The sequence below is a fragment of the Sphaerisporangium sp. NPDC051017 genome (genome assembly GCF_040683095.1).
Lineage (GTDB): Bacteria > Actinomycetota > Actinomycetes > Streptosporangiales > Streptosporangiaceae > Sphaerisporangium.
Genome location: NZ_JBFBCI010000036.1, coordinates 70298 through 90577 on the forward strand (window position 1 = coordinate 70298; position 20280 = coordinate 90577).

At 70.4% G+C, this 20280-nt stretch carries 15 protein-coding genes; 4 read left to right on the plus strand and 11 right to left on the minus strand.

Annotation, left to right across the window (positions count from 1 at the left end):
• Positions 1-57 precede the first annotated feature (57 nt).
• Genes AB0M95_RS25780 through AB0M95_RS25790 form a run of 3 tightly spaced genes read right to left on the minus strand, consistent with a single transcriptional unit; the run spans position 58 to position 3910 of the window.
• Positions 58-1146, minus strand: coding sequence for a low specificity L-threonine aldolase (locus AB0M95_RS25780; protein WP_363769424.1), 1089 nt, complete (start codon positions 1144-1146; stop codon positions 58-60).
• Positions 1143-1835, minus strand: coding sequence for an SDR family NAD(P)-dependent oxidoreductase (locus tag AB0M95_RS25785; protein ID WP_363769427.1), 693 nt, complete (start codon positions 1833-1835; stop codon positions 1143-1145). Before AB0M95_RS25785 ends, AB0M95_RS25780 begins: the two co-directional genes overlap by 4 nt.
• Positions 1832-3910: a DUF6421 family protein gene (locus AB0M95_RS25790; protein WP_363769430.1), complete on the minus strand. Its 2079-nt coding sequence runs from the start codon at positions 3908-3910 to the stop codon at positions 1832-1834. Before AB0M95_RS25790 ends, AB0M95_RS25785 begins: the two co-directional genes overlap by 4 nt.
• 419 nt (positions 3911-4329) lie before the next feature.
• Between AB0M95_RS25790 and AB0M95_RS25795 the strand changes: the two genes are divergently transcribed.
• Entirely contained in the window at positions 4330-4527 is a 198-nt protein-coding gene (locus AB0M95_RS25795) for a hypothetical protein (protein ID WP_363769433.1), read from the plus strand.
• Here AB0M95_RS25795 and AB0M95_RS25800 read toward each other — a convergent pair.
• The 5 genes from AB0M95_RS25800 to AB0M95_RS25820 form a co-directional block, all read right to left on the minus strand.
• Positions 4470-5129, minus strand: a complete 660-nt coding sequence (locus tag AB0M95_RS25800; RefSeq protein ID WP_363769435.1) for a response regulator transcription factor — start codon at positions 5127-5129, stop codon at positions 4470-4472. The two genes, AB0M95_RS25795 and AB0M95_RS25800, sit on opposite strands and share 58 nt — an antisense overlap.
• 404 nt (positions 5130-5533) lie before the next feature.
• On the minus strand, positions 5534-6139 hold the full coding sequence (locus AB0M95_RS25805) for a hypothetical protein (RefSeq protein WP_363769438.1): 606 nt from the start codon (positions 6137-6139) through the stop codon (positions 5534-5536).
• A 98-nt stretch (positions 6140-6237) separates the two neighbouring features.
• Positions 6238-12156: a DNRLRE domain-containing protein gene (locus tag AB0M95_RS25810; protein WP_363769440.1), complete on the minus strand. Its 5919-nt coding sequence runs from the start codon at positions 12154-12156 to the stop codon at positions 6238-6240.
• A 298-nt stretch (positions 12157-12454) separates the two neighbouring features.
• On the minus strand, positions 12455-12985 hold the full coding sequence (locus AB0M95_RS25815) for a hypothetical protein (RefSeq protein ID WP_363769443.1): 531 nt from the start codon (positions 12983-12985) through the stop codon (positions 12455-12457).
• Positions 12986-13126: 141 nt separating this feature from the next.
• Positions 13127-13258: a PQQ-binding-like beta-propeller repeat protein gene (locus AB0M95_RS25820; protein ID WP_363769446.1), complete on the minus strand. Its 132-nt coding sequence runs from the start codon at positions 13256-13258 to the stop codon at positions 13127-13129.
• A 306-nt stretch (positions 13259-13564) separates the two neighbouring features.
• On the opposite strand from AB0M95_RS25820, the gene AB0M95_RS25825 reads away from it, so the two are divergent.
• Both AB0M95_RS25825 and AB0M95_RS25830 read left to right on the plus strand, forming a co-directional pair.
• A complete protein-coding gene (locus AB0M95_RS25825) occupies positions 13565-15100 on the plus strand; it encodes a hypothetical protein (protein ID WP_363769449.1) in 1536 nt (511 codons plus the stop codon).
• A gap of 46 nt (positions 15101-15146) precedes the next feature.
• Positions 15147-16958 (plus strand): protein kinase, encoded by a 1812-nt coding sequence (locus AB0M95_RS25830; protein WP_363769452.1) that lies wholly within the window; start codon positions 15147-15149, stop codon positions 16956-16958.
• 101 nt (positions 16959-17059) lie between these two features.
• Here the strand turns inward: AB0M95_RS25830 and AB0M95_RS25835 are convergent, their stop codons facing one another.
• From AB0M95_RS25835 to AB0M95_RS25845, 3 genes are read right to left on the minus strand one after another with little or no spacing between them, the layout of a single operon-like run.
• Positions 17060-18154 carry a hypothetical protein gene (locus AB0M95_RS25835; protein ID WP_363769455.1) on the minus strand — a complete coding sequence of 365 codons (1095 nt, stop codon included), beginning with the start codon at positions 18152-18154 and terminating at the stop codon, positions 17060-17062.
• A 4-nt stretch (positions 18155-18158) separates the two neighbouring features.
• Positions 18159-19370: a methyltransferase, FxLD system gene (gene fxlM / locus AB0M95_RS25840; RefSeq protein WP_363769458.1), complete on the minus strand. Its 1212-nt coding sequence runs from the start codon at positions 19368-19370 to the stop codon at positions 18159-18161.
• Positions 19367-19786: a lanthionine synthetase LanC family protein gene (locus AB0M95_RS25845; protein ID WP_363769461.1), complete on the minus strand. Its 420-nt coding sequence runs from the start codon at positions 19784-19786 to the stop codon at positions 19367-19369. The genes fxlM and AB0M95_RS25845 overlap by 4 nt, the downstream gene beginning before the upstream one ends.
• 196 nt (positions 19787-19982) lie before the next feature.
• Between AB0M95_RS25845 and AB0M95_RS25850 the strand changes: the two genes are divergently transcribed.
• The coding region (locus AB0M95_RS25850; protein ID WP_363769464.1) for a DUF1707 domain-containing protein at positions 19983-20280 on the plus strand (298 nt) is incomplete at its 3' end.

Below are 20280 nucleotides of genomic sequence, written 5' to 3' on the forward strand. Positions count from 1 at the left end.
AGAGAGGAAGGGGGTGAGGAACGAGCCCCCTTCCGAGTGACGACGGAAGAACGCCGCCTAAAGTGCGCCCCGAACACGCCGTGCCGAAGGCGCGGCCATATGCACAGCGAGGGCTGCGGCGAAGGCGTCGACGTCGTGCTCGGTGGTGTCGAAGGAGGTCATCCAGCGGACCTCGCCCGTGGCGGGGTCCCAGGTGTAGAAGCGGAACCGCTTACGGACCCGGTCGGCGACCTCGGGCGGGATGACGGCGAAGACCGCGTTGGCCTGGACCGGCCGGGTCAGCGTGACGCCGGGGATCTCGCGCACGGCCGCCGCGAGGCGCGCCGCCATGGCGTTGGCGTTCCTGGCGTTGCGCAGCCACAGGTCGCCGGCCAGCAGCGCCTCGAACTGCACGGACACGAACCGCATCTTGGAGGCGAGCTGCATCGCGGTCTTGCGCAGGTACACCATGCCCCGGACGGCCGAGGGGTTGAGCACGACCACGACCTCGCCGAACATCAGGCCGCTCTTGGTGCCGCCGAAGGACAGCACGTCCACGCCGGCGTCGGTGGTGAGCGCGCGCAGCGGCACGTCGAGGGCGGCGGCGGCGTTGATCAGGCGGGAGCCGTCCATGTGCAGGAGCATTCCGAGCTCGCGGCAGTGCCCGGCGATCGCGGCGATCTCCTCCGGTGTGTACAGAGTGCCGAGCTCGGTGCTCTGCGAGATCGACACGACGCGGGGCTGGGCGCGGTGCTCGTCGCCGAAGCCCCACGCCTGCCGGTCGATCAGCGCGGGTGTCAGCTTGCCGTCGGGGGTGGGGACGCTCATCAGCTTGAGCCCGGCGGTGCGCTCGGGCGCCCCGCCCTCGTCGGTGTTGATGTGGGCGGTCTCGGCGCAGACGACCGCCTCCCACAGGTCGGTCATGGCGCGCAGGCCGACCACGTTGGCGCCGGTGCCGTTGAACACCGGCCACGCCTGGGCGCCGGGCCCGAAGTGCCGCTTGAACACGTCCTGCAGGGCCTTGGTGTAGTCGTCCTCGCCGTAGGCGACCTGGTGGCCGCCGTTGGCGAGGGCCAGCGCCTCGAGGACCTCCGGGTGGACGCCGGCGTAGTTGTCGCTGGCGAACCCCTTGACCTCGGGGTCGTGGTGACGTCGTGCCTGGGTCACGAAGTGAGGTCCGTCCGGGTGCCGTTGACGTCCTCGGCGGGCCGGTCCCACAGGCGGGCGACGGCCTCGGCGAGGTCCTTCACGTCGGTGAACCCCGGGAAGGCTCGCTCGGGGGCGGCGGCCCGCATCGCGTCGTTGACCAGGGCCTTGATGACCAGGATGGCGGCGGCGGCGTGCGTGCCGCGCAGCGCGTCGGCGAGGGCGAGCGTCCATGCCTCGGCCGCCGCCTTGGCCGCCGCGTAGGCCGCGTTGCCCTGCGTGGGCCGCTGGGCCGCCGTGGCGGAGATGATGGCGAACCGGGCGTCGTCGCTGACCCGCAGCAGCGGCTCGAAGGCGAGCGAGACGTTCTGCAGGGTGCGGATCAGCTGCGTGTGCAGGACGTCCCAGTCGGCGAGGTCGGTCTCGGCGAAGGTCTTGGAGCCCCGCCAGCCGCCGACGAGGTGGACGACACCATCCACCCGCCCGTGCTCGTCCTGGACGCGGCGCGCCAGGGCGCGCACGGCCTCGGCGTCGGCGAGGTCGACGGCGAGTACGCCCGTAGCCTCGTGCCTGTCGACGCCGATGACGGTGTCGCCGCGCGCGGTCAGGCGCGCGGTGACGGCCTGGCCCGTGGGGCCGCCGGCGCCCGTGACGACGACTACCCTGCCGGCGGTGCCCGCTCTGCCTGCGTGCTCGGTGGTGGTGCTCACCCGCGGATTCCCTTCGTGGCCTCGATGACGCCGGAAAGCTTACGACGCAGCGCCTCGTAGAACATGCTCAGGGGGAACTCGTCGGGCAGGACCGCGTCGACCACGGCCTTCGGGAAGCCCTCGACGGGCAGCGCGTCCACGCCGCGGTTCCAGACCGAGGCCGGGTGCGGGGCGACGTAGGCGGCGACGAGCCGGTGCGCGGCGAGCCAGTGCGCCAGCTTGGAACGGTCGATGCCGTCGCGGTAGAGCTTCTCGACCTCGCCGCGCAGGTCGGCGACGCCGTCCGCGACGCGCTCCCAGTCCACGCTGAGCCGGTTGTCGGTCCAGCGGACGATGTCGTTGCGGTGCAGGTAGGCGAACAGGAGCTGCCCGCCGAGGCCGTCGTAGTTGCGCACCCGCTCACCGGTGATCGGGAAGCGGAAGAGCCGGTCGAAGAGGATCGCGTACTGGACGTACCGGGCGTGCGGCACGCCTTCCTTCTCCAGCTTGACCGCCTCACCGAAGGCCGTCAGGTCGCAGCGCAGCTCCTCCAGCGAGTACAGCCAGTACGGCATGCGCTGCTTGATCATGAACGGGTCGAACGGCAGGTCGCCGTGGCTGTGGGTGCGGTCGTGGACGAGGTCCCACAGGACGAAGGTGTCCTGGGCGAGCTCCTGGCTGTCCAGCAGCCGGGCCGCGTCCGGCGGGAGGGCCAGCTTGAGGGTGTCGGCGGCGGCGCGGCCGACGCTGCGGAACCGCGCGGCCTCGCGGTCGCAGAAGATGGCGCCCCAGGTGAACCTCGGCGGGACCTCGCGGACGGCGACGGTCTCGGGGAACAGCACGGCGGAGTTGGTGTCGTATCCGGCGGTGAAGTCGACGAACTCGATCGGGACGAACATCGGGTTGTCGTACCGCTCGCGCTCCAGCGCGGCCAGCCACTCCGGCCACACCGTGCGGATCCAGACCGCCTCCAGGTTGCGGTTCGGGTTGCCGTTCTGGGTGTACATCGGGAAGACGACCAGGTGCTCCATGCCGTCGACCCGCTGGGCGTCGGGGTGGAAGGCGTTGAGCGAGTCGAGGAAGTCCGGCACGCCGAACCCGCCCGCCTGCCATTTGCGCAGGTCGGCGAGCACTGCGGTCAGGTAGGCCTCGTCGTGCGGGTACGCGGGCGCCAGCTTCTCGACGGCCTCGGCCACGCGGTCCACGATCGGGGAGGCGGCGGTGGCGTCCTCGACGGACCCGTCCTTGGCGGTGAGGGGCCGCAGTTCCTCGACGGCGTCCTTGAGCGCCCGCCTGAGCGCCACGGTCCCGGCGTCGTCCCCGCCGCGCGCGCCGGCGGCGGCCGGGACGCGGGCGGCCCAGGTGACGACGTTGCCCCACAGGCGGGCGTGCCGCAGGTCGCCGATGGAGTCGTCGCCGAACAGGTCGGAGTCGGCGAACACGACCACGCGGCCGTCGCCGTGGCGCAGGGCGACGGCCAGCGCCCGCCCTGCCGGGTCGGCGGCCTGCGAGGTCTCGAACAGGACGGTCGCCCCGGCGGGCGGGGTCAGGACGCCCGCCCGGTAGAAGCAGGCCTCTCGGGCCCCTGCCGTGAGGTCGTCGCCGGAGCCCGGACCCGCCACCGGCACGCCGCGCACCCAGGTGGCGACGCCGTTGTAGGAGTTGCCGGGATCCTGGACGGTGGTGTGCTCGATGCCCACGCCGAACCGGGCGAGCAGGTCGGCCAGGTTGTTGCCGTACTTCTCCTGCTCGCACTCGGCGAGGACGATCAGCCCGCCGCCGTCCGCGACGTACCGCTCGATGGCGTCGATCTCCTCGGCGGGCAGCGCGGGGCTGCCGAGGCCGACGGTGCGCTCCCAGCGCTCGCCCGAGGGGTGGGCGATGACGAACACGTCGTGCGCGGCCAGCACGGAGGGCGTGATGGCGCCCTCGGTGTGGGCGGTGACGGTGTGCCCGAGGCGGCGGAGGACCTCGGCGGCGCGGGCGTAGCTGTTGTCGTCGGGGTGGGCCGGGTTGATCGCCTCGGCGACCTCGCGGCGGATCGTCCACGACTCGTTGTGCGCCTCGTCGAACAGCACTCGCGGGAAAGCCCTCATACCGCTCCGTCCCTCCGTAGCGAAATTTCTCCAGTCACGGCTCGATATATACGGAAAATATACACACAGATAGCCGTCTTGCGGGAAACCCGGAACCCCCGGCGGCCGGCCGCGATCAGGACGGCCACCGGAAACCCCTGCCGCGCCGGGGTTCCCGTCCCGGGCGCCGTCCGGTTCAGCCGTCAGAGGGACTACGGATCACCCGCCCGGCGGACGCCCCGCCCGGCCCCGGCCCCGTACCGTCCTGTCCGGCACGGTCAGCCGCCGTGTCCCCCCGCCCCGGGGACGGCAGCCGGGCCGTCGTCCCCGCCGCCGCGGAACCGACCCGACCCCTGAGCCACCAGGGAACCCGAATGGAACCGTCATGATGAGACCCTCCGACTCCATCGGCTTCCGCCGGTACGCCACCGGCGCGGGTCGTGGGCCTCGTCGCCTGGGGCTCGATCTACGTCGTCGAGTACGGCCCGGCCAGCCTGCTGTGGAGCGGCGGCAACCTGGTCGTGCTCGGGTACCTCGGCGTGAAGGTGCTGAGGCTGGGCAACGAGGGCTGGGCCTCGTACTATCCCGCCGCCCCCGGCCGCACCACCCCGGACTCGTACGCGAACACCACCGCCTGAGCGCGGTCGCGCAGGCCGAGCTTCATGAGCACCCGGGCGACGTGGGTCTTGACCGTGGCCTCCCCGACGAACAGCTCCCCCGCGATCTCGGCGTTGGTGAGGCCGCGGGCCAGATGGCGCAGCACCTCCAGCTCCCGCCGGGTGAGCTCGTCCAGGCTGGACGGCCTGACCGGCTCGTGCCTGCCCGCGAAGGAGGCGATGACGCGGGTGGTCACGGCCGGGTCGAGCAGGGCGTCCCCGGCGGCGACCACCCGGACGGCCTCCACGAGCTGCTCGGGCGGCGACACCTTGAGCAGGAACCCGCTCGCGCCCGCCCGCAGCGCGGCGTAGAGATTCTCGTCGGTGTCGAACGTGGTCAGAATGATGATCCGGGGCGGGTCCGGGTCGCCGAGGACGCGCCGCGCGGCGGTCAGGCCGTCCATGACGGGCATCGAGATGTCCATGAGGACGACGTCGGGACGCAGGCGGCGGGCCAGGGCGACGGCCTCGGCACCGTCCGCGGCCTCGCCGACGACCTCCATGCCTGGCTCGGACTCCACGACCATGCGCAGCCCGGCGCGCACCATGGCCTGGTCGTCGGCCACGACGACGCGAACGGTCATACGGGCGCTCCTTCGGCTCTCATGGCCGCTCGATGTGGCCATGACCTGGACCCTAACGCCCGATCCGCGCCGCCACCATCGCCGCCAAGACGTCCCCAAGTGACCCACAAGCGCCCTTCAAGCGACCCTAGACGGCCCCTCACTCGGGTGTCAGCTTCCCCCGGTCTTCCCCCAGGCAGGTGGTTCGGGGGTGGCATGAAGCGTTCGGTCATGCCTTGGCGGTCGTAGAACTCGATCGTCCAGCCCGATGAATGGACCAGCTGCGCGGCCAGGGCCCACCCGCGGTACCGACGCCACGGGAAGGTACTGACCTGTCGCGACGGCCTACTCAGACAGGATGAGCCTAGGGCCAGGCTGCCGGTCGATGCCGCACTCGACGGCATGGCGCGGCCAGTGACCGACCGCTACGTCAGGTCCCAGGCGGCGGCCGGGATGACGTACCGCGTGTGGCTGCCGCGCAGCCAGTCGGCGTCCAGTTCCCGTCCGGCGACCCGGCCGACGAGCTGGAAAGCGGCGTCGAGCAGCTCGTCCACCGGGGTTTCCAGGTCCAGGGGCAGCCCGTCCATGTACCGGTCCAGCGCGCCGGGCTCGGGGCCGAACCTGACGTCGGGGTCGGCCAGGGACAGGCTCGTGAGTGCACGCCCGTCCACCACGTACTCGAGATCCTCCGGGCCCTCCAGTTCCAGCAGCGGCCAGCCCAGGTAGAGGAGCGCGCCGCCGTCCGACAGCTCCAGCTGCGGCTCGTTCATGCCGATGTGCAGGCCCGCGTACTGGATGATCTGCGTCCAGCCGGGGGCCTGCTCGCCGATCCACACCACGCCGGTTTTCGCGTCCAGCTCGCCCAGGCCGTCGCCGATCTCCGCCCACACACACTCGGTGGCCGAGTCGGGATCGGCCCGCAACCGCGCCGCGGCCTCGGCGACGCTCAGGCCCTTGCACCAAGCGCCGACGAAGACGTCGTGCAGTTCGTACTCGTTGAGCAGGTCGTAACGCTCGTTGGGGAAAGCCATGGTCGAGTCCTGTTCGGATCAAGGAAACACTCTGGCGCGGCACGCCGGGAAGCGGGCCGCGCCAGAGCAGTGTCGCGATTATTCTGCTAGTGGATCACTTAGTCCACGATTCTCACCCAGAACTTGTTGTCGGTGCCCACGCGATAGCGCGAGTAGAACGCCGACAGGTACCGCCCGTGGATGTTGTTCTGAAGTTTCGGGATGTACATGATCGAGTAGTGCCCGTTGGCGTCCTTGGCGCCCTGTTTGCTGCTGGCGTAGGGGAACTCATCGCATTCCAGTGTCTTCTTGACGACTACTTCTTGCCCTTCGAGGCGGGTACGCTCGTGCCTACAGGGTGTGGAGATCTTGGTCCGGTTCTCGCGTACCCAGGCCTTAGCATCGGCGCTGGGAGAAGCCGTGCCGCGCCGTAGGAAGTTCTCCTTGTCCTTGGGCTCCGATCCCGGCCCGTAGTCGCCAGGAATGTCCTTGTTCAGGAGGTTCCCGTCGCTGTCCAGCAACTCCGGGCGCGTGGCGTTGGGGAAGTTCATGGCCATGAAGTTGTGCAGGGCCGCGCCGGTGATGTTCGTGTCGCTCAGCGACATGGTGAAGATCCGGTTGGCCGAGCCAAACACGCATGCCTTCTTGTGGCGGTACTCGTCCGAGCCGACCTTGTTCCCCATTTTGCTGTTGTCACAGCGGACCCGGGGAACCTGGCTGTACCGGTAGACGCGCCTCTCGGGCTTGTTCCACAAGGCGATCTCTCCGTCGAGGGGCCCCCAGCGGTCCTCGTAGTAGAGCTTGGGGGAGATCTCACAGATGTCGATCGACGCGTCGTCGCCCGCTTTGGGCAGGGAGGTGAACACGTAGTCGTCGTAGGCGGTGCCCGCCCGCCAGGTTCCGACCTTGGCCCGGCGGTCGGTGTCGCTCGCCCGGCGCACGCAGTCCCCGCTGTCCTCGCCCTCGTCGGCGGTGACCTCCAGTCTCATGTAGTCGTTGTCGAACTTGGTCGTCGGCTGGCCGTCATCAAACGCCCGTACGTCCTTGACCTTGGTCCAGACGGAGATGTCCCGCGGGTTGTGGGAGCCGCCGCCGACCACGCCCGTCCCGTCGGCGTTGCCGAGGTAGGTGTGCATGACCACGGTCGTCTCGGCTACCACGGCGTCGTCCGGATCGGGGACGGGGATCGGCTTCCCGGCGGCTACGCTCTTCTTCCGGTCGACGTCCCATTCGCCCCAGCCCAGCCACTTGGTCCAGCAGCCGCTGTACGGCTTGAGCTCCCGGAACCCTTCCGCCGTGTAGACCAGCCCACTTGGGATCAGCTTGTCGTTGCAGGTGTCCAGGTCGTGCCGCTCGTAGTCGAACCCGGGTAGCACGGCCGCGGCGGCCTCAGCCGTCGTTCCGGCCTTGGTTTCGGCCTTCTCGACCGCGGGCGCCTTCTGAACGGCGGGCTCGGCCAGCAGCCCCGCGACGGCCTCGGCGGACAGTGCCCGCTGGTAGACGCGGGCCTCGTCCAGGTCGCCCAGCATGCGGGTGCCCAGGGTCATGGCCGACTCGGCGTGCCAGGGGTCGAACCCGATCGGGGCCGAATCAATCGCCTCGCCGTCCAGGTACAGCGTGACCGTGTCCGCGTCGGCGTCGTACACACCGGCGAGGTGGAACCACTGATCGACCGGCGGCTCGACCCCGGAGAGCACCCCGTCCATCGCCGCCCCGGCGGTGTCGCTGTCGGCGAGCGTGAACACCAGCCCGTGCTCGGGCATGTTGCCGAGCCGGAATGGCGCCCGGTTCGTGCCCCGCTGCTCGATGATCTGGTAGTCGCCCTCCTTGTCGTTCCACCGTAACCACGCGGCGGCGGTGAAGCTCTGGTCGGTGCGGATCACCGGTCCTGCGGTCTGGGCCAGAGGTTCCTCACCGGGCTGGGTGACGTCGATGGTGACCTGCTGCCAGTCCGACCAGGCCGAGGCGGCCTGTTCGGTGACCGCGCGGAAGCGCCAGCGCACCTTCCATCCGTCAGTCAGTTCGCCCGCCGGTACCGTGATGCCGGCCTGGGTGCCGGAGGCGACGTCGACCACGCTCCCAGTCCAGATCTGCCCGGTGCCCTGCCCTTCCGGCGCGGCCGGGTCGTGCTCGATCTCGGCTTCGGCGCGGATGGCCTGGCCGGTCGGGTGGGTGAGGGTGGCCTTCAGCGTGGGGGTGAGCGTGGTGGCCACCGTCACGCCGTCCACCACCTTCGACGGGATGATGGTCAGGCCGGTGGCAGTGGGCTTGGGCACGCTGACGATGAAGGACTGCCAGTCCGACCAGGCGGAGGCGGCGGTGGCCGAGACCGCGCGGGCCCGCCAGCGTACCGTCCACCCGTCGGTCAGCGTGTCCGCTGGGACGGTGATGTTCGCCTGGGTGTCGGCTGGGACGTTGCCGAGGCTCCCGGTCCAGATCTGGCCGGTGCCCTGCCCAGTCGCGGCGGGGTCGTGCTCGACCTCGAACTGCCCGGTCAAGCCGCTGCCCGCGGTGTCGGAAACTGTGGCCGCGAGCTGCGGAGTGAGAGATGTCGCGATCGTCGTCCCAGACTGCTGCGTCGCCGGTGTGATCGCCAAGCCACTCACCGTTGGCGCGGACGGAATGGTGTAGGTCACGTTCAACGTGGGAGGATGGCCGCCTCCGTACTCGCTGGTGTTGAAGTAGACCTGATAGTTGGCGTTCGCGCTCTCACTGACGCCGCGCAGTTCCACGCCGTGGTTGGCGGTGCCGGATGCCCAGGCTTGTGCGATCGCCGTGACGGGCCAGCTCATGTACTGCCCGGCGGCGCAGTTGCCGGTCTCGGAGGTGGTGACCTGTCCCGTCGTCGTGGTGGCTGGCTTGTTCGCCCACGTGAGCGTCGCCGGGTTCCAGGCAGCTGTGACGCGCGCCGCGATGATCCCCGAAGAAGAGGAGCAGGGGAAGAGCGTGTTGACGGCATGCCGGTATGCCTGCAATGAGGCGGTGGACACGGTCACGCCTGAGAGAGCGGACGTGTCGAACTTCATGTGGGCACGACTGAGCTGAAACGGGATACCGAACAGGGGATCTCCGGAGGCCCCGGCGGCCATGTACGTCTCGCCCGCGTACGAGCGGGTCTCCCCCTGGAAGACCGTGGTGTCGGTGGTCAGGGGCAGCGTCGTCGTCGGGTCGATCGTGACCGGATACTTCGTCGCGGCGTCGGCCAGGTAACGGGCATCCGGGCGGAGTACCAGCACCTGCCTGCCGCCGTTTGTGACCACGTCGGTGCTAATCTTCCCGCGCTTGCGGAACCCGCCTGGAGTGCCCTGCCGCCCGGATGGGGTGTCCCACATCACCGGTTCCGGCGCCGAAGCCACCGGTTTGCCATCCTTCGCGGCCTTCAGCAGCAGACCTCCGTCCTTGCCCTCCAGAAGGGTCAGCCTGCCGGTCTCCACACCGATCCTCAGCTCCAGCGGCTTGGCGGGCCGCTCGCGCAGCACCACGTCATGCCGGAACCCCGTCGGCAGCACCGTCACCACCAGATCCGCACCCTTACCGGCCGCATTGGCGTAGGTGGCCACGTTGCCCTTGACCGTCGGCCTGGGCAGCACGGTCGGCCAGGTCAGCGCGTACCGCCGCTCTTCAGTGGCCATCGCCACGAACGCACCGGTGCCTCCGGTGGAGACCTGCACATCCACCCGAGCGTCGATCGCCTGGGGCCTGAGCGCTCCGTCCCGCTCAACTAGGGAGGTGTCGATCGGAACCCAGCGGCCGTCCACGCGGCTCCGCGTCGGCCCCGAAGTGATCGTGGTGGTGAAGCGCTTCCCGTCCGGCTCGGCGTGGGTGACGCTGGTCGCGGTCGTGGCTCCGGCGACCTCGACCGGCTGGCCCTGGCGTACGGCTTCCGCCCGGGCGGCGGCGAACGCCTCGGCCTTCGTGTTGGAGACGGCGTTCCCGTTCTTGCCGGTGGTCCAGTTCGCGGTGCCGGTCAGGGTCGCGTCCTTGCCGCGCCCGGAGGAGTCGGCCGCCGTCTCCCCCTCGCCCTCGTCGAAGTTCCAGCGCCCGCGCTCGCCGCTGTCCACCGTGGTGAACGACCAGGTGTGGGTCGCCAGGTCGTTCTCCCACAGGTCCATGGCGTCGGCCACCTCGGCCATGTACACCGTGCCCTCCGCCAGCGGCGCGCCCGGGGTGAAGGTGAGCTGGAGTTTGGCCTCGTCCATCACCGTGGTGCCAGTGACCGGGACTCCGGCGGCCGTCTTCAGCGTGAACGCGGTCTCGTCCACCGGTTCGCTGAACGTGACCGTGACCTGCTGGTCCACGGGCACCGCTGTGGCGTCGGCCACCGGGCTGACGGCCACCACCGTCGGCGGCTCGTCGTCGCCCACGTCGGGGTCCATGACGCTCCACTCGCCGCCCGCCAGCGGCTTCAGGTTGTTCGGGCGCACCTCGTAGGCGACGCCGGGCGCGTCGTTGTGCTCGATGGAGGCGGCGACCGTCATCGGCGGCAGGTCCTCCTCGCCCGGCTCGATGGCGTTCGCGGCGGCCTCGTCGTAGGTGGGCAGGTCCGAGGGGCGTTCGTCGAGGCCGAACACCAGGCGCAGGCGCTGGCCGGGCTCAAAGTCCACGGTCAGCTTCGGCGGGTGGGCGCCGGGGCTACAGCAGGTGTACTCCTGGGTGCGGTAACGCCGCCAGTTGGTCAGGTCGTTCTCGTTCCCGGCGGCGAGTTGGATGCCGTAGTTGGGGGCGCCGTCCGCCCACTCCTGGACGATCCCGTTGACCGAGTGGATCAGGTACCACTCCTTGGCCGCCCAGCCGCCCAGCGCGCAGTCGGGACTGTACGCCCCGAACTCGACGTTCGAGCCCGCGTTGGTGACCGTCGGCTGGGCGTTCCAGTGGAGCGACAGTTCGTCCCACGGGGAAGTGACCCGCCGGGCGATGACGCCAGAGCCGACCACGTCGCCGCAGCTGTTGGACTGGTGGTTCCACAGCGTCAGGTCCGCGTTCTGCACCGTGCCCTGGCGCAGCGGCGAGTCGTGCGGGATGTCGGGGAACTTGAGGTAGCTGCGCCAGCGCACGCTGCCGCTATTGGACTTGCGGACCAGGATGCGATCCAGGTTGAAGCCGTCGGCGCTGTACATCCAGGCGTCGTTGTTGATGAAGGTGTCGGAGCCGCCGTCGGCGATGTCCGGTTCCCACCAGTCCGAGTCGACCGCCATGAGCGTCACCGGGTAGGTGACCGCCGGGCCGGCGAGAAAGGCCGGGTCGGGAGCGTACACGAGTGTCGAGGTGCCCGGTTCGAGGGTGACGGGGGCCTTGCCGGGACGTCCGCCATCGATCGGGGCGTCCGGGGCCTCGGCGACGGCGTCCAGCAGTATGCCGGGGCGCAGGTCCAGGACCTTCTCGCCGCCCGACATCAGGGACGGCCGACCGGCGGCGTCGGCGGTGAAGGACATGCCCTCCGGCAGGTCTACGGGCAGGCGGAAGCGGAGCGGCCCGGTGGGGCGGCTCCCGATGACGATCTTCTGGCGGAATCCAGTCACGGTGGCGGTGACCTGGAGGTCCACGCCCTGGCCGTACGCGGACCGGTAGGTGGCCGTGTTGCCCTTCAGCAGCGGCTTGGGAAGCTTGGATGGGGCCGATACGCTGGCGGCCGAGCGTTCGGAGTCGCTGCGCAGCAGGGTGCGGTCGCCGCCCGCGGACAGGGCCAGCTTGCCCAGGACAGCTTTGGGCTCGATGACGCCGTCACGCTGGACCAGGGTGGTGTCAATGGGGGTGAAGCCTTCGCCGTCGGGCTTCTTCACCCGGATGGGCTCGGTGTAGAGCTCCATGCGCAGGGTCTTGCCGTCGGGGTTGGCGTAGACGGTGCTGGACTCGGTCTGGTGCCCGGGTACCTCGACGCGCTGGCCGGCCTTGGCCGCCTTGGTCTGGGCGGAGGCGATGAACTTGTCGACGACCAGCTCCCCGCCCGGCTGTGGCGTCGGCTCAGGGGCGCTGGCCAGACGTAACGGCGCGGGTTCCGCCCGGGCCGGAAGGGGCGAGAGGCCCACTCCCAGTGTCACCGAAACCGCCAGGACGGGGATGAGGAGGCCGCGGGCCTTCCTCCGATGCGGAGACGCGGTTGGACGCCATCCCATCGCGAAGAAACTCACAAACAACCCCTTTGGGCATGCCTGCAGTCCGCACGATGGTGCGGGGATCACATGGACATTGCGCACAAGGAAGCTAACATCCAAGATTCTTTATCGAAATCTTGACATTTGTGATCTTCCGTGCAAACCGTGCTCGGCGAGCTGGTCAGCGACCGGACAGCAGCTCGATCGAGTGGGAGGTCTGCAAGGAGCGGCTTGGTGCAGGGGATCATGGGACGGGTGATCGTGTGGCGTCAGCGTCGGTCTTGGCAGTGGCGAGGGTTGCCAGCAGGTAGGCGGCGAGGGCGTAGGCCGGGGCGTAGAGGAAGAACGGTGTTGCCCCGGCGCCCCGGTAGCAGGCGGACTCATGGTCACCCAACGGCGGGCATACCGAAAAATCCGAGAAAAGGGCGACCAGGTTGGCGCCGAGATTGGCCACTGCGAGGACGCCCAGCAGCCAGACCACGGCCCTGGTGAAGCGACGTCCCCGCCACAGGAACGCGGCGAAGACCAGAACCGCCGGCAGCGCGAAACCGATCGTGAAAATCTCCACGTGCAGTACCGCCACCGCCGCATCGAAGACCGCCGAACCCAGGTACCCGGCGCCGAGCCCCTGCGCCAGCGAGAAGACCCCGATCCCGTCACGCACGGATATGTCGTAATAAAACATCCCCGTGCTCGCGATGAGCGGTCCCCCGACATATGCCAACACCGTCGGAAGCAGCACGAACACCACGGCAGCCGACCAACGCATCCACATGCGTCACAATCCTAGATCCAGCCCCGTCGCACCGCTCACACTCCGGCCTGAACCGACTTATCGCCCTAAAGGGGTCAATACTCAACTGCGGGCGGGGATGTGAGCGCGTTCCTTGTCTGGTTGCGCGTTGGCAGCCGACCTTCACGTCGCGACTGCGTACAACTTACGGTCCGCGCTGCCGAAGGAGACCACGCCTTTCGCCACCGCCGGGGATGATGTCACCGCGCCGCCGGTGGTAAAGAACCAGAGGTCACCACCGGTGTCCGCGTCCACCGCGTACTGGAAGAACTGAGGGAAAGCAGGTTACCAAGGCGATCTCGTGGGCGTAGATATCGCCTCGCGTGCTGATCGTTGTGGCCGTGGCCTGGACCCTAACGCCCGATCCGGGCCGCCACCATCGCCGCCGGGGCCTCCGCAAGTGACCTACAAGCGGGCTTCAAGCGCCCCCTAGATCATTGGTGCGGTCGCAGATCGTTCAACACGCGATTGCAACTGCGTGACAGCGGCCGTATCGGCCTTGAACGCCGCACTCCGCGCTGCGACCCTGGAATCACCCTCGGTCCGGAACAGGAGGCGGAAATGCCCCGCCTGCACCACCTCGTCGCGGGGTTCGGCGTCCTCGGATCGCTCGGCCTCAGCGTGCTCACCGGGCTCACGGTTCCCGCGGCGCACGCCGCGGCCCTGCACCCCCACCCCAGCGGCTCCACCGACCGCGTGACCCCTGGAACGGCCCGCGTCGAGGCCCGGGCCCACGTGTCGATCACGCTCTTCGACGACCGGAGCACCATCCGCCGCGTCGTGCGCGAGTACGAGATGCCGGTCGGCACCGGCAGCGGGTTCACCGTGGCCCCCGACGGCGTCGTGGTGACCGCGACCGGCGTCGTCCAGACCGAGAAGGACCCGAGCGTCTACGCCGCCAACAAGATCTTCGCCGAGTACTTCAAGGTGAAGATCCCCGCGGACTTCGCCGAGCACAAGCTGAAGGACCCCGACCTGAACGCCCGCCTGCGGGCCTGCTACCCGCCGCAGGGGCGCAACTCCACCTGCTCGGCCACCGTCACCACCAACGTCACCGTCTTCCCGTACGCCGACCCGCCCGCGCCGGAGGGCTACCCGGCCGAGCTGCTGCACTTCGGCTCCTCGCCGGGGGCGCCCGCCGTGCTCAAGCTCACCAAGGGCGGCGAGGACGCCACGCTGCCGACGGTCCCGCTCGGCACGACGCTCGGCAGCGGCATCGAGTCCGTCGACGTCGCGGGCCTGCCCGCCCGTCCGAGCGCCAAGGCGCCCCCCAAGCTGCAGACCGCCCACCTCGACCCGCCCGGCGGGCGCACGTTCAAGGCGGCCGAGCGGGAGAAGCTCGACGCCTTCCTCTCCGGCGACGGCGAGGGCGCAGCGGTGATCGACGACGGCAAGAGCGAGGTCGTGGGCCTGATCACCGGCGGCGGTTCGAGCCCGGAGACGCTGACTCCCGTGGACGACGTGCGGGCGGCGCTGGTCGCGGCGGGCGTGACGGCGCGCAGGGGGCCGGTCGACGTCGTGTACGAGACCGCGCTCGCGTCGTACCACAACAAGTTCTACGCCAACGCGATCCCCGTCTTCGAGCAGGTGCTCCGGCTGCGGCCCGACCACGCCGTGGCCCAGGACCACCTGCGCGTCGCCCGCGCGAACCGCACCGCGCCGTCCGGAGGGACGACGCCCGGGGCCGCGCCCGCCAGGAGCGTGACGGGCGTGTCGCCGATGCTGCCCGTCGCGATCGGGGTGGTGGCCGCCGGGGTGGCGGTGGCGATCGCGGCGCCGCTGGCGCTGCGGCGCAGGCGGCGGGCGAACGCCGGTGGGGACGAGCCGCCGCCGGACGCGATGGCCGGCGTCTACGTGTGGCCGTCCCAGGGCACGCAGGCGATGCCGGCCGCCGGGCCCGCCGGCGAGGGCCAGGGGACCGGACCGGCGGGACACACGGGGCCCCCGCACACCGGGACGCCGCACACCGGGGCCGGGCATGCCGGGGGCGGGGCCGTCGCCGAGGGCGGGCAGGCGCGGTTCTGCACGCAGTGCGGCATGCGCCTCGGCCAGGCGCACCGGTTCTGCGGTTTCTGCGGCCACCCGGTGGACCGATGAGCGAACAAGTAGCCCCGGGGGGGCGATGAGCGAACAAGGATTCTCGATGCCGCCACTGATCGGCTCCCAGGTGGCCGACTACCTCGTGGAAGGGGTGGTCGGCCGCGGGGGCATGGCGACCGTCTACCGCGCCCGCGACCAGCGGCTCGGCCGTACGGTCGCGCTGAAGGTGCTGGCGCCGCAGCTCTCGCAGGACCAGCGCTTCCGCGACCGGTTCGTGCGCGAGTCACGGCTGGTGGCGGGCATCGACCATCCCAACATCATCCCGATCTACGAGGCGGGCGACAGCGGCGACCTGCTGTTCATCGCCATGCGGTTCGTCGAGGGCGCCGACCTGCGCCGGCTCATCCACGAGAGCGGCCCGATGCCGGTGGCGCGCGCCTACGCACTGTTCTCGCAGATGGCCTCGGCGCTGGACGCGGCCCACCAGCAGGGGCTCGTGCACCGGGACGTGAAGCCGGCGAACATCCTCGTCACCGAGGAGTCCGGGCGCGGCCCCGAGCACGTCTACCTGACCGACTTCGGGCTGACCAAGAGCACCTACTCCGAGGCGGGCCTGACCAGCCAGGGCCACTTCATGGGCACGCCGCGCTACGTCGCCCCCGAGCAGATCCGCGGCCAGGCCGTGGACGGGCGCAGCGACCTGTACGCGTTCGCCTGCGTGGTGTACGAGGCGCTCAGCGGGCAGCCGCCGTTCCAGCGGGACACCGAGCTGGCGCTGCTGTACGCGCACGTCTCGCACGACCCGCCGCCGCTCACCCCGTACCGGCCCGACCTGCCGCACGCCGTCAACCAGGTGATGACCCGCGCCCTGGCCAAATCCCCCGACGAGCGGTTCGACACCTGCCGGGGGTTCGTGGCGGCGCTGCGCGACGCGATCAGCGGGGACGACCAGCACCCCGGCCCGCCGGACGGACGGTCCTCCTGGCCGCCGCGGCAGGCGACCGGCCCGGACGGCCGCCCGTCGTGGCCGCCGCACCAGGCCGTCGGGGCGGACGGGGCGGACGGACGCCCGTCATCGTGGCCGCCCCAGCAGGCAGGACCGGTCCCCGTGCCGCAGGGCCCCGGGGGCGCGTGGCCCGGACCGGCGACGCCCGTCCAGTCCCAGTCCACGCCGCCCTTCACCACGCCCTCGGGCCGCCCGCACGGCGGCACCGTCCCGCCCGGTCTCGACCGGGCGGGCCCCGGCTCGGCCACCCACCCGCCGGGAGCCCGGCCCGACGTCAGGAAACGCCGCCTCCCGGCCGGCGTCCTGATCGGTGCGGGAGCGGTGCTGGTCTCGGTGGCGGTCGCCGCCACGCTGCTGCTCGGCCAGGGCGGCGGCCCGGCTCCCGTGGGGTACAAACAGTACCCGGGCACCTCGGCGGCGCAGGTGGCGTTCGAGTACCCCGGCGGGTGGGAGGCGCGCACGCACACCGACGAGTACGTGATCGTCTCCCCGGCCGCGGCCGAGTTCGACGCGCTGTTCTCCGTGCCGATCGCCTCGGACTGGACGGCGGTGAACGCCCTGCTCGCCTCCCAGCCCGACCGCGCGACCGGCGTCTTCGCCGAGAACAACGAGACGATCAACACCTCCGACGCCCCCGAGACGCTCAAGCGCAGCCTGAGCTTCGTCCTGCCGGGCCCGGCCGACTTCGCCTCGGCGCCGACCTCGGCCACGGTCGCGGGCAGCCCGGCGTTCCGGCTCACGGGCGTCGTCAACGACCCCGGCCAGCAGGGCCGCCTGGACCTGGTCGTCTACATCGTGAACAGGGGCCAGGGCCGCCCGGTGACGCTGATCACGTTCTTCTGCCCGCCCGCCAAGTGCGACCAGGCGCAGATCGACCGCCTGCTGGGCACCACCGCCTTCACGTCGTAGCCCCGAGGGCGTCCCCGGGCTCGATGTCGTGGACGGCGACCCAGGCGTGCGCGCCCTCCAGCACGGCGTGGTGGACGGCGCGCGACCGGCCGCCTCGGTGGTCAAGTCGTGACGCTGAGCGCCTCGCTGAGTGACGCTTCGGCGGTGGTCATCGCCAACGTGAACCGGTCCAAGATCTCGCTGGGCATGGTTCCTGCTCCCAGACCTGAGGCGTCGACGAGCCTGGTCAGAGCCCTGCTCGTCGACGCGGGGATGAAGGATGCGCATCCGGTGTGGGCGAGGATCACACGGGCGGCATAGGCGTCCCGCGACTGCCGTACATCGGTCTCGATCGTGTGGGCCAGGCGTGGGGCGGACCGGTCGTCGGTGAGGTCGAGGACGGCCAGGCCCAGACGGGTGCGGAAGACCACCTGCGCAGGGGGGCCGCCGATCGCGAGATAGTTGTCCACCATGCGGGCGGTGTTGCCGTTGTCGTTGCCTGTCAGGGCCGCCAGGCAGGCTGCCACGGTTTGTTCCCACGGAGTGGGAGTGATGGTTTCCGTCAGGAGACGTGCGGAGGTCCGGTGATCTCCGGCTGCGTGGTAGGCGATGATCGCGATTTGGCGGCCGTCGAGGAGGCTCTGGCCGATGCCGTGGTGGTCTTGGACGTGCTGGAGGGCTTGGCTCCAGTTGCCCGCTTGGGTCAGGGCTCGGGTTCCGTCGGCAAGGAGCACGGTCCACAGCCATTGGACGATTTCACGGTGGTCGTCGGGGGTGCGGGTGAGGTTGCCGAGGTCGGCGATCGTGTCGTCGAGGGTGACGGTCGTCTGGTGGCACACAGCGGTGAACAGCGTCTCGATCAGGCGATGAGCGGCCGTGCCGTTGCCGTCTCGTGCAAGGAGGCGGCCGAGGTTGACGAGGGGTTGCAGCGCGAGTTTCGCTGCCGTGGCGTCGAACGGCTGGGCGTCGCGGAAGATGTGGAACTGTTTCCAGCACAGGTCGCGGGCGAGGGAGGGCAGGCCGCAGTCGCTGGCGATCAGCGCGCCGAGGTTGTGGGCTTCGGCCGCGATCCTCGCCGCTTCTGCCGGGTCGTGGGGCGCGGTGTCCACCTGGTCGGCGACCTGGCGGACGCGCACGTCCAGACGGTGGCAGGCAGGCCTGCCGCGGGGCACGAGGGGGAAGCGGCGGGCGAAGTCTTCGCGCAGCGCCGGGGTCATCTGGTCACCAGGTGACGGTCAGGAGCGTGTGGGGCTTGTCGATGACCGTCGTGGCGGTGACCTGGGACGGTTTGAGGTGCGCCTCGATGCGGGGGGTGGTGTCGCGGTGCTTTGTATCCCAATGCCCGAACTGCTCCAGGAGCGTGGTCGTGAGGTCGTGGCGGCGAGGTCCGTGGGCGCGAACGCCGAGCTCGAAGACGGGGCCGTCGTCGGCGGGTTCGCTGGGCCGGATGGTGAGATAGGCGAAGGAGTCGGTTTCGTTGGTCACGGCCGCGCCGCCCCACCGGAATGCCGGTGTCGCCAGGTCTGTGCCGACGGCCTCCGGTTGCGCGACGATCCGGCAGAATCCACGGCTGGTGGTCGCCAGCCACAGGTCGAGGTCCTGGAAGGGCCGGCCTGACCGGATCGAGATCCCCGACCAGGTGCGGGTCGCGGCCTGGGTGAGTGCGTGGGCGAGGGCGTTGGGCGGTGCGGTGCTTCCGTCGCCGAGGAGCAGTGTGACACCCTCAGTGAGGGTGACGGAGGGTTCTGGCCGGGCGCCTATGCCGCGCATGGCCAGGAACCCGCAGGTCACCATGGAGCGGCTCACCAGATGGTCGTCATGGCGGTCGAAGGCGATGGAGCGGGTCGTCGCGCCGATGATCCGCAATGGCACGGCGAGCCGTCCGGCCGGGGCGAGCTGCTGCCACCACGCGGGGGGCAGGTCCCAGGCTCCGGCGGTGACGATGATCCGATCGTAGGAGCCGGCGTAGCCCTCAGCACCGTCACCGCACAGCACCTCGACGTGCCCGTACCCGGTGCGGGCGAGAGCCGTCCGGGCCCCGTCGACGATGTCGGTGTCGATGTCGACGGTGACGACGTGCCCTTCCGGGCCCGTCAGCTCGGCGAGGAGGGCGGCGTTGTAGCCGGTCCCGGCGCCGATCTCCAGGACGCGGTCTCCGGGCTGGACGTCGAGTTGCTCCAGCATCGAGGCGACGACCCCGGGCGCGGACGCCGAACTGAGCGCCGCACCGGCGATGTCCCGTTGAGTGACGACTGCGTCATCGGGGGCGTAAGCCGTCTCCAGCGAGACGCCGGGTACGAAGGGATGCCGGGGGACCGATCGCAACGCCGCCTCGACTCGGGCGGACCTGATCGTTCCGCGTGCGAGCAGGAGGTCGATCAGGTCGGCGTGGAGCCGGCCGGCGGTTTGAAGGACGTCGGTGTCGGTATTCATCGTGGGAATCTACCTTCGATCGTGGCGTCGGACGGGGATTGAAACGGCGTGGGCAGCAGGAGGGCGGCGGTCCATGCGATGGGTGCTTCGGGGGCGGCCAGTCCGCTCCGATCAACCAGAGCGAGGGCGATTCCGGCCGCACCGACCAGAAGTCCCGGTTCGTCGGTGACCCGGCCGTGGTCGTGGTGCTGGAAGAAGAACGGGAGCTGCGGGTCGTACTGCGCGGTCAGGGCGTCGGCGGCGATGTCCGCGGTGCCGTTGCTGCCTGTTGCATCGGCGCACAGCAACACTCCGGCGCTTCCGTGGCAGACGGTAGGCCCAGATGCTCTGGCAGGACCCACCGGGCGTGCGTGAGCCAGGTGTCCCGGTAGCGGACTGCGGGAGTGAACGGCGTGGTGATACCCGTCCATGACCATGTCGTACGGCCGGTGCTTCTACCAGTGGCGCGAAAAGCGGTACTTTACGGCCATACACTCAGTCCGGTGACTCCAGGATGTGTCGTCCTCGCGAAGATCACATATGGCGCGTCGGCTCACAACCCCTGTCTGCCGGGCCGGCCGAGTTCAGGGCCTTTCGCCGCACGGTGCCTTCATACGCCTCTAGGGGGACGCGATGATCGACCGTCGGCACGTGCGCGCAGGGGACGATGACCGCGAGCGAGTCGCCGAGCAGCTCAGGATCGCCCTCAGCGAGGGACGGATCGACTTTGAGGAGCTCACCGAGCGGATCGACCGCACCTACGCGGCACGCACCCTGGGCGAGCTGGACCAGGTGGTGGCCGACCTGCCGCAGTCCTCATCCGCCCTCGTCTCCGGTGGTGAGGTCGCCGGAGCCGAGCTCCGGCTGCACACGATCAGCGGGAAGCTCCGCCAGGAGGGCCGCTGGCGGGTGCCGCCGCGCATCAGCGCCC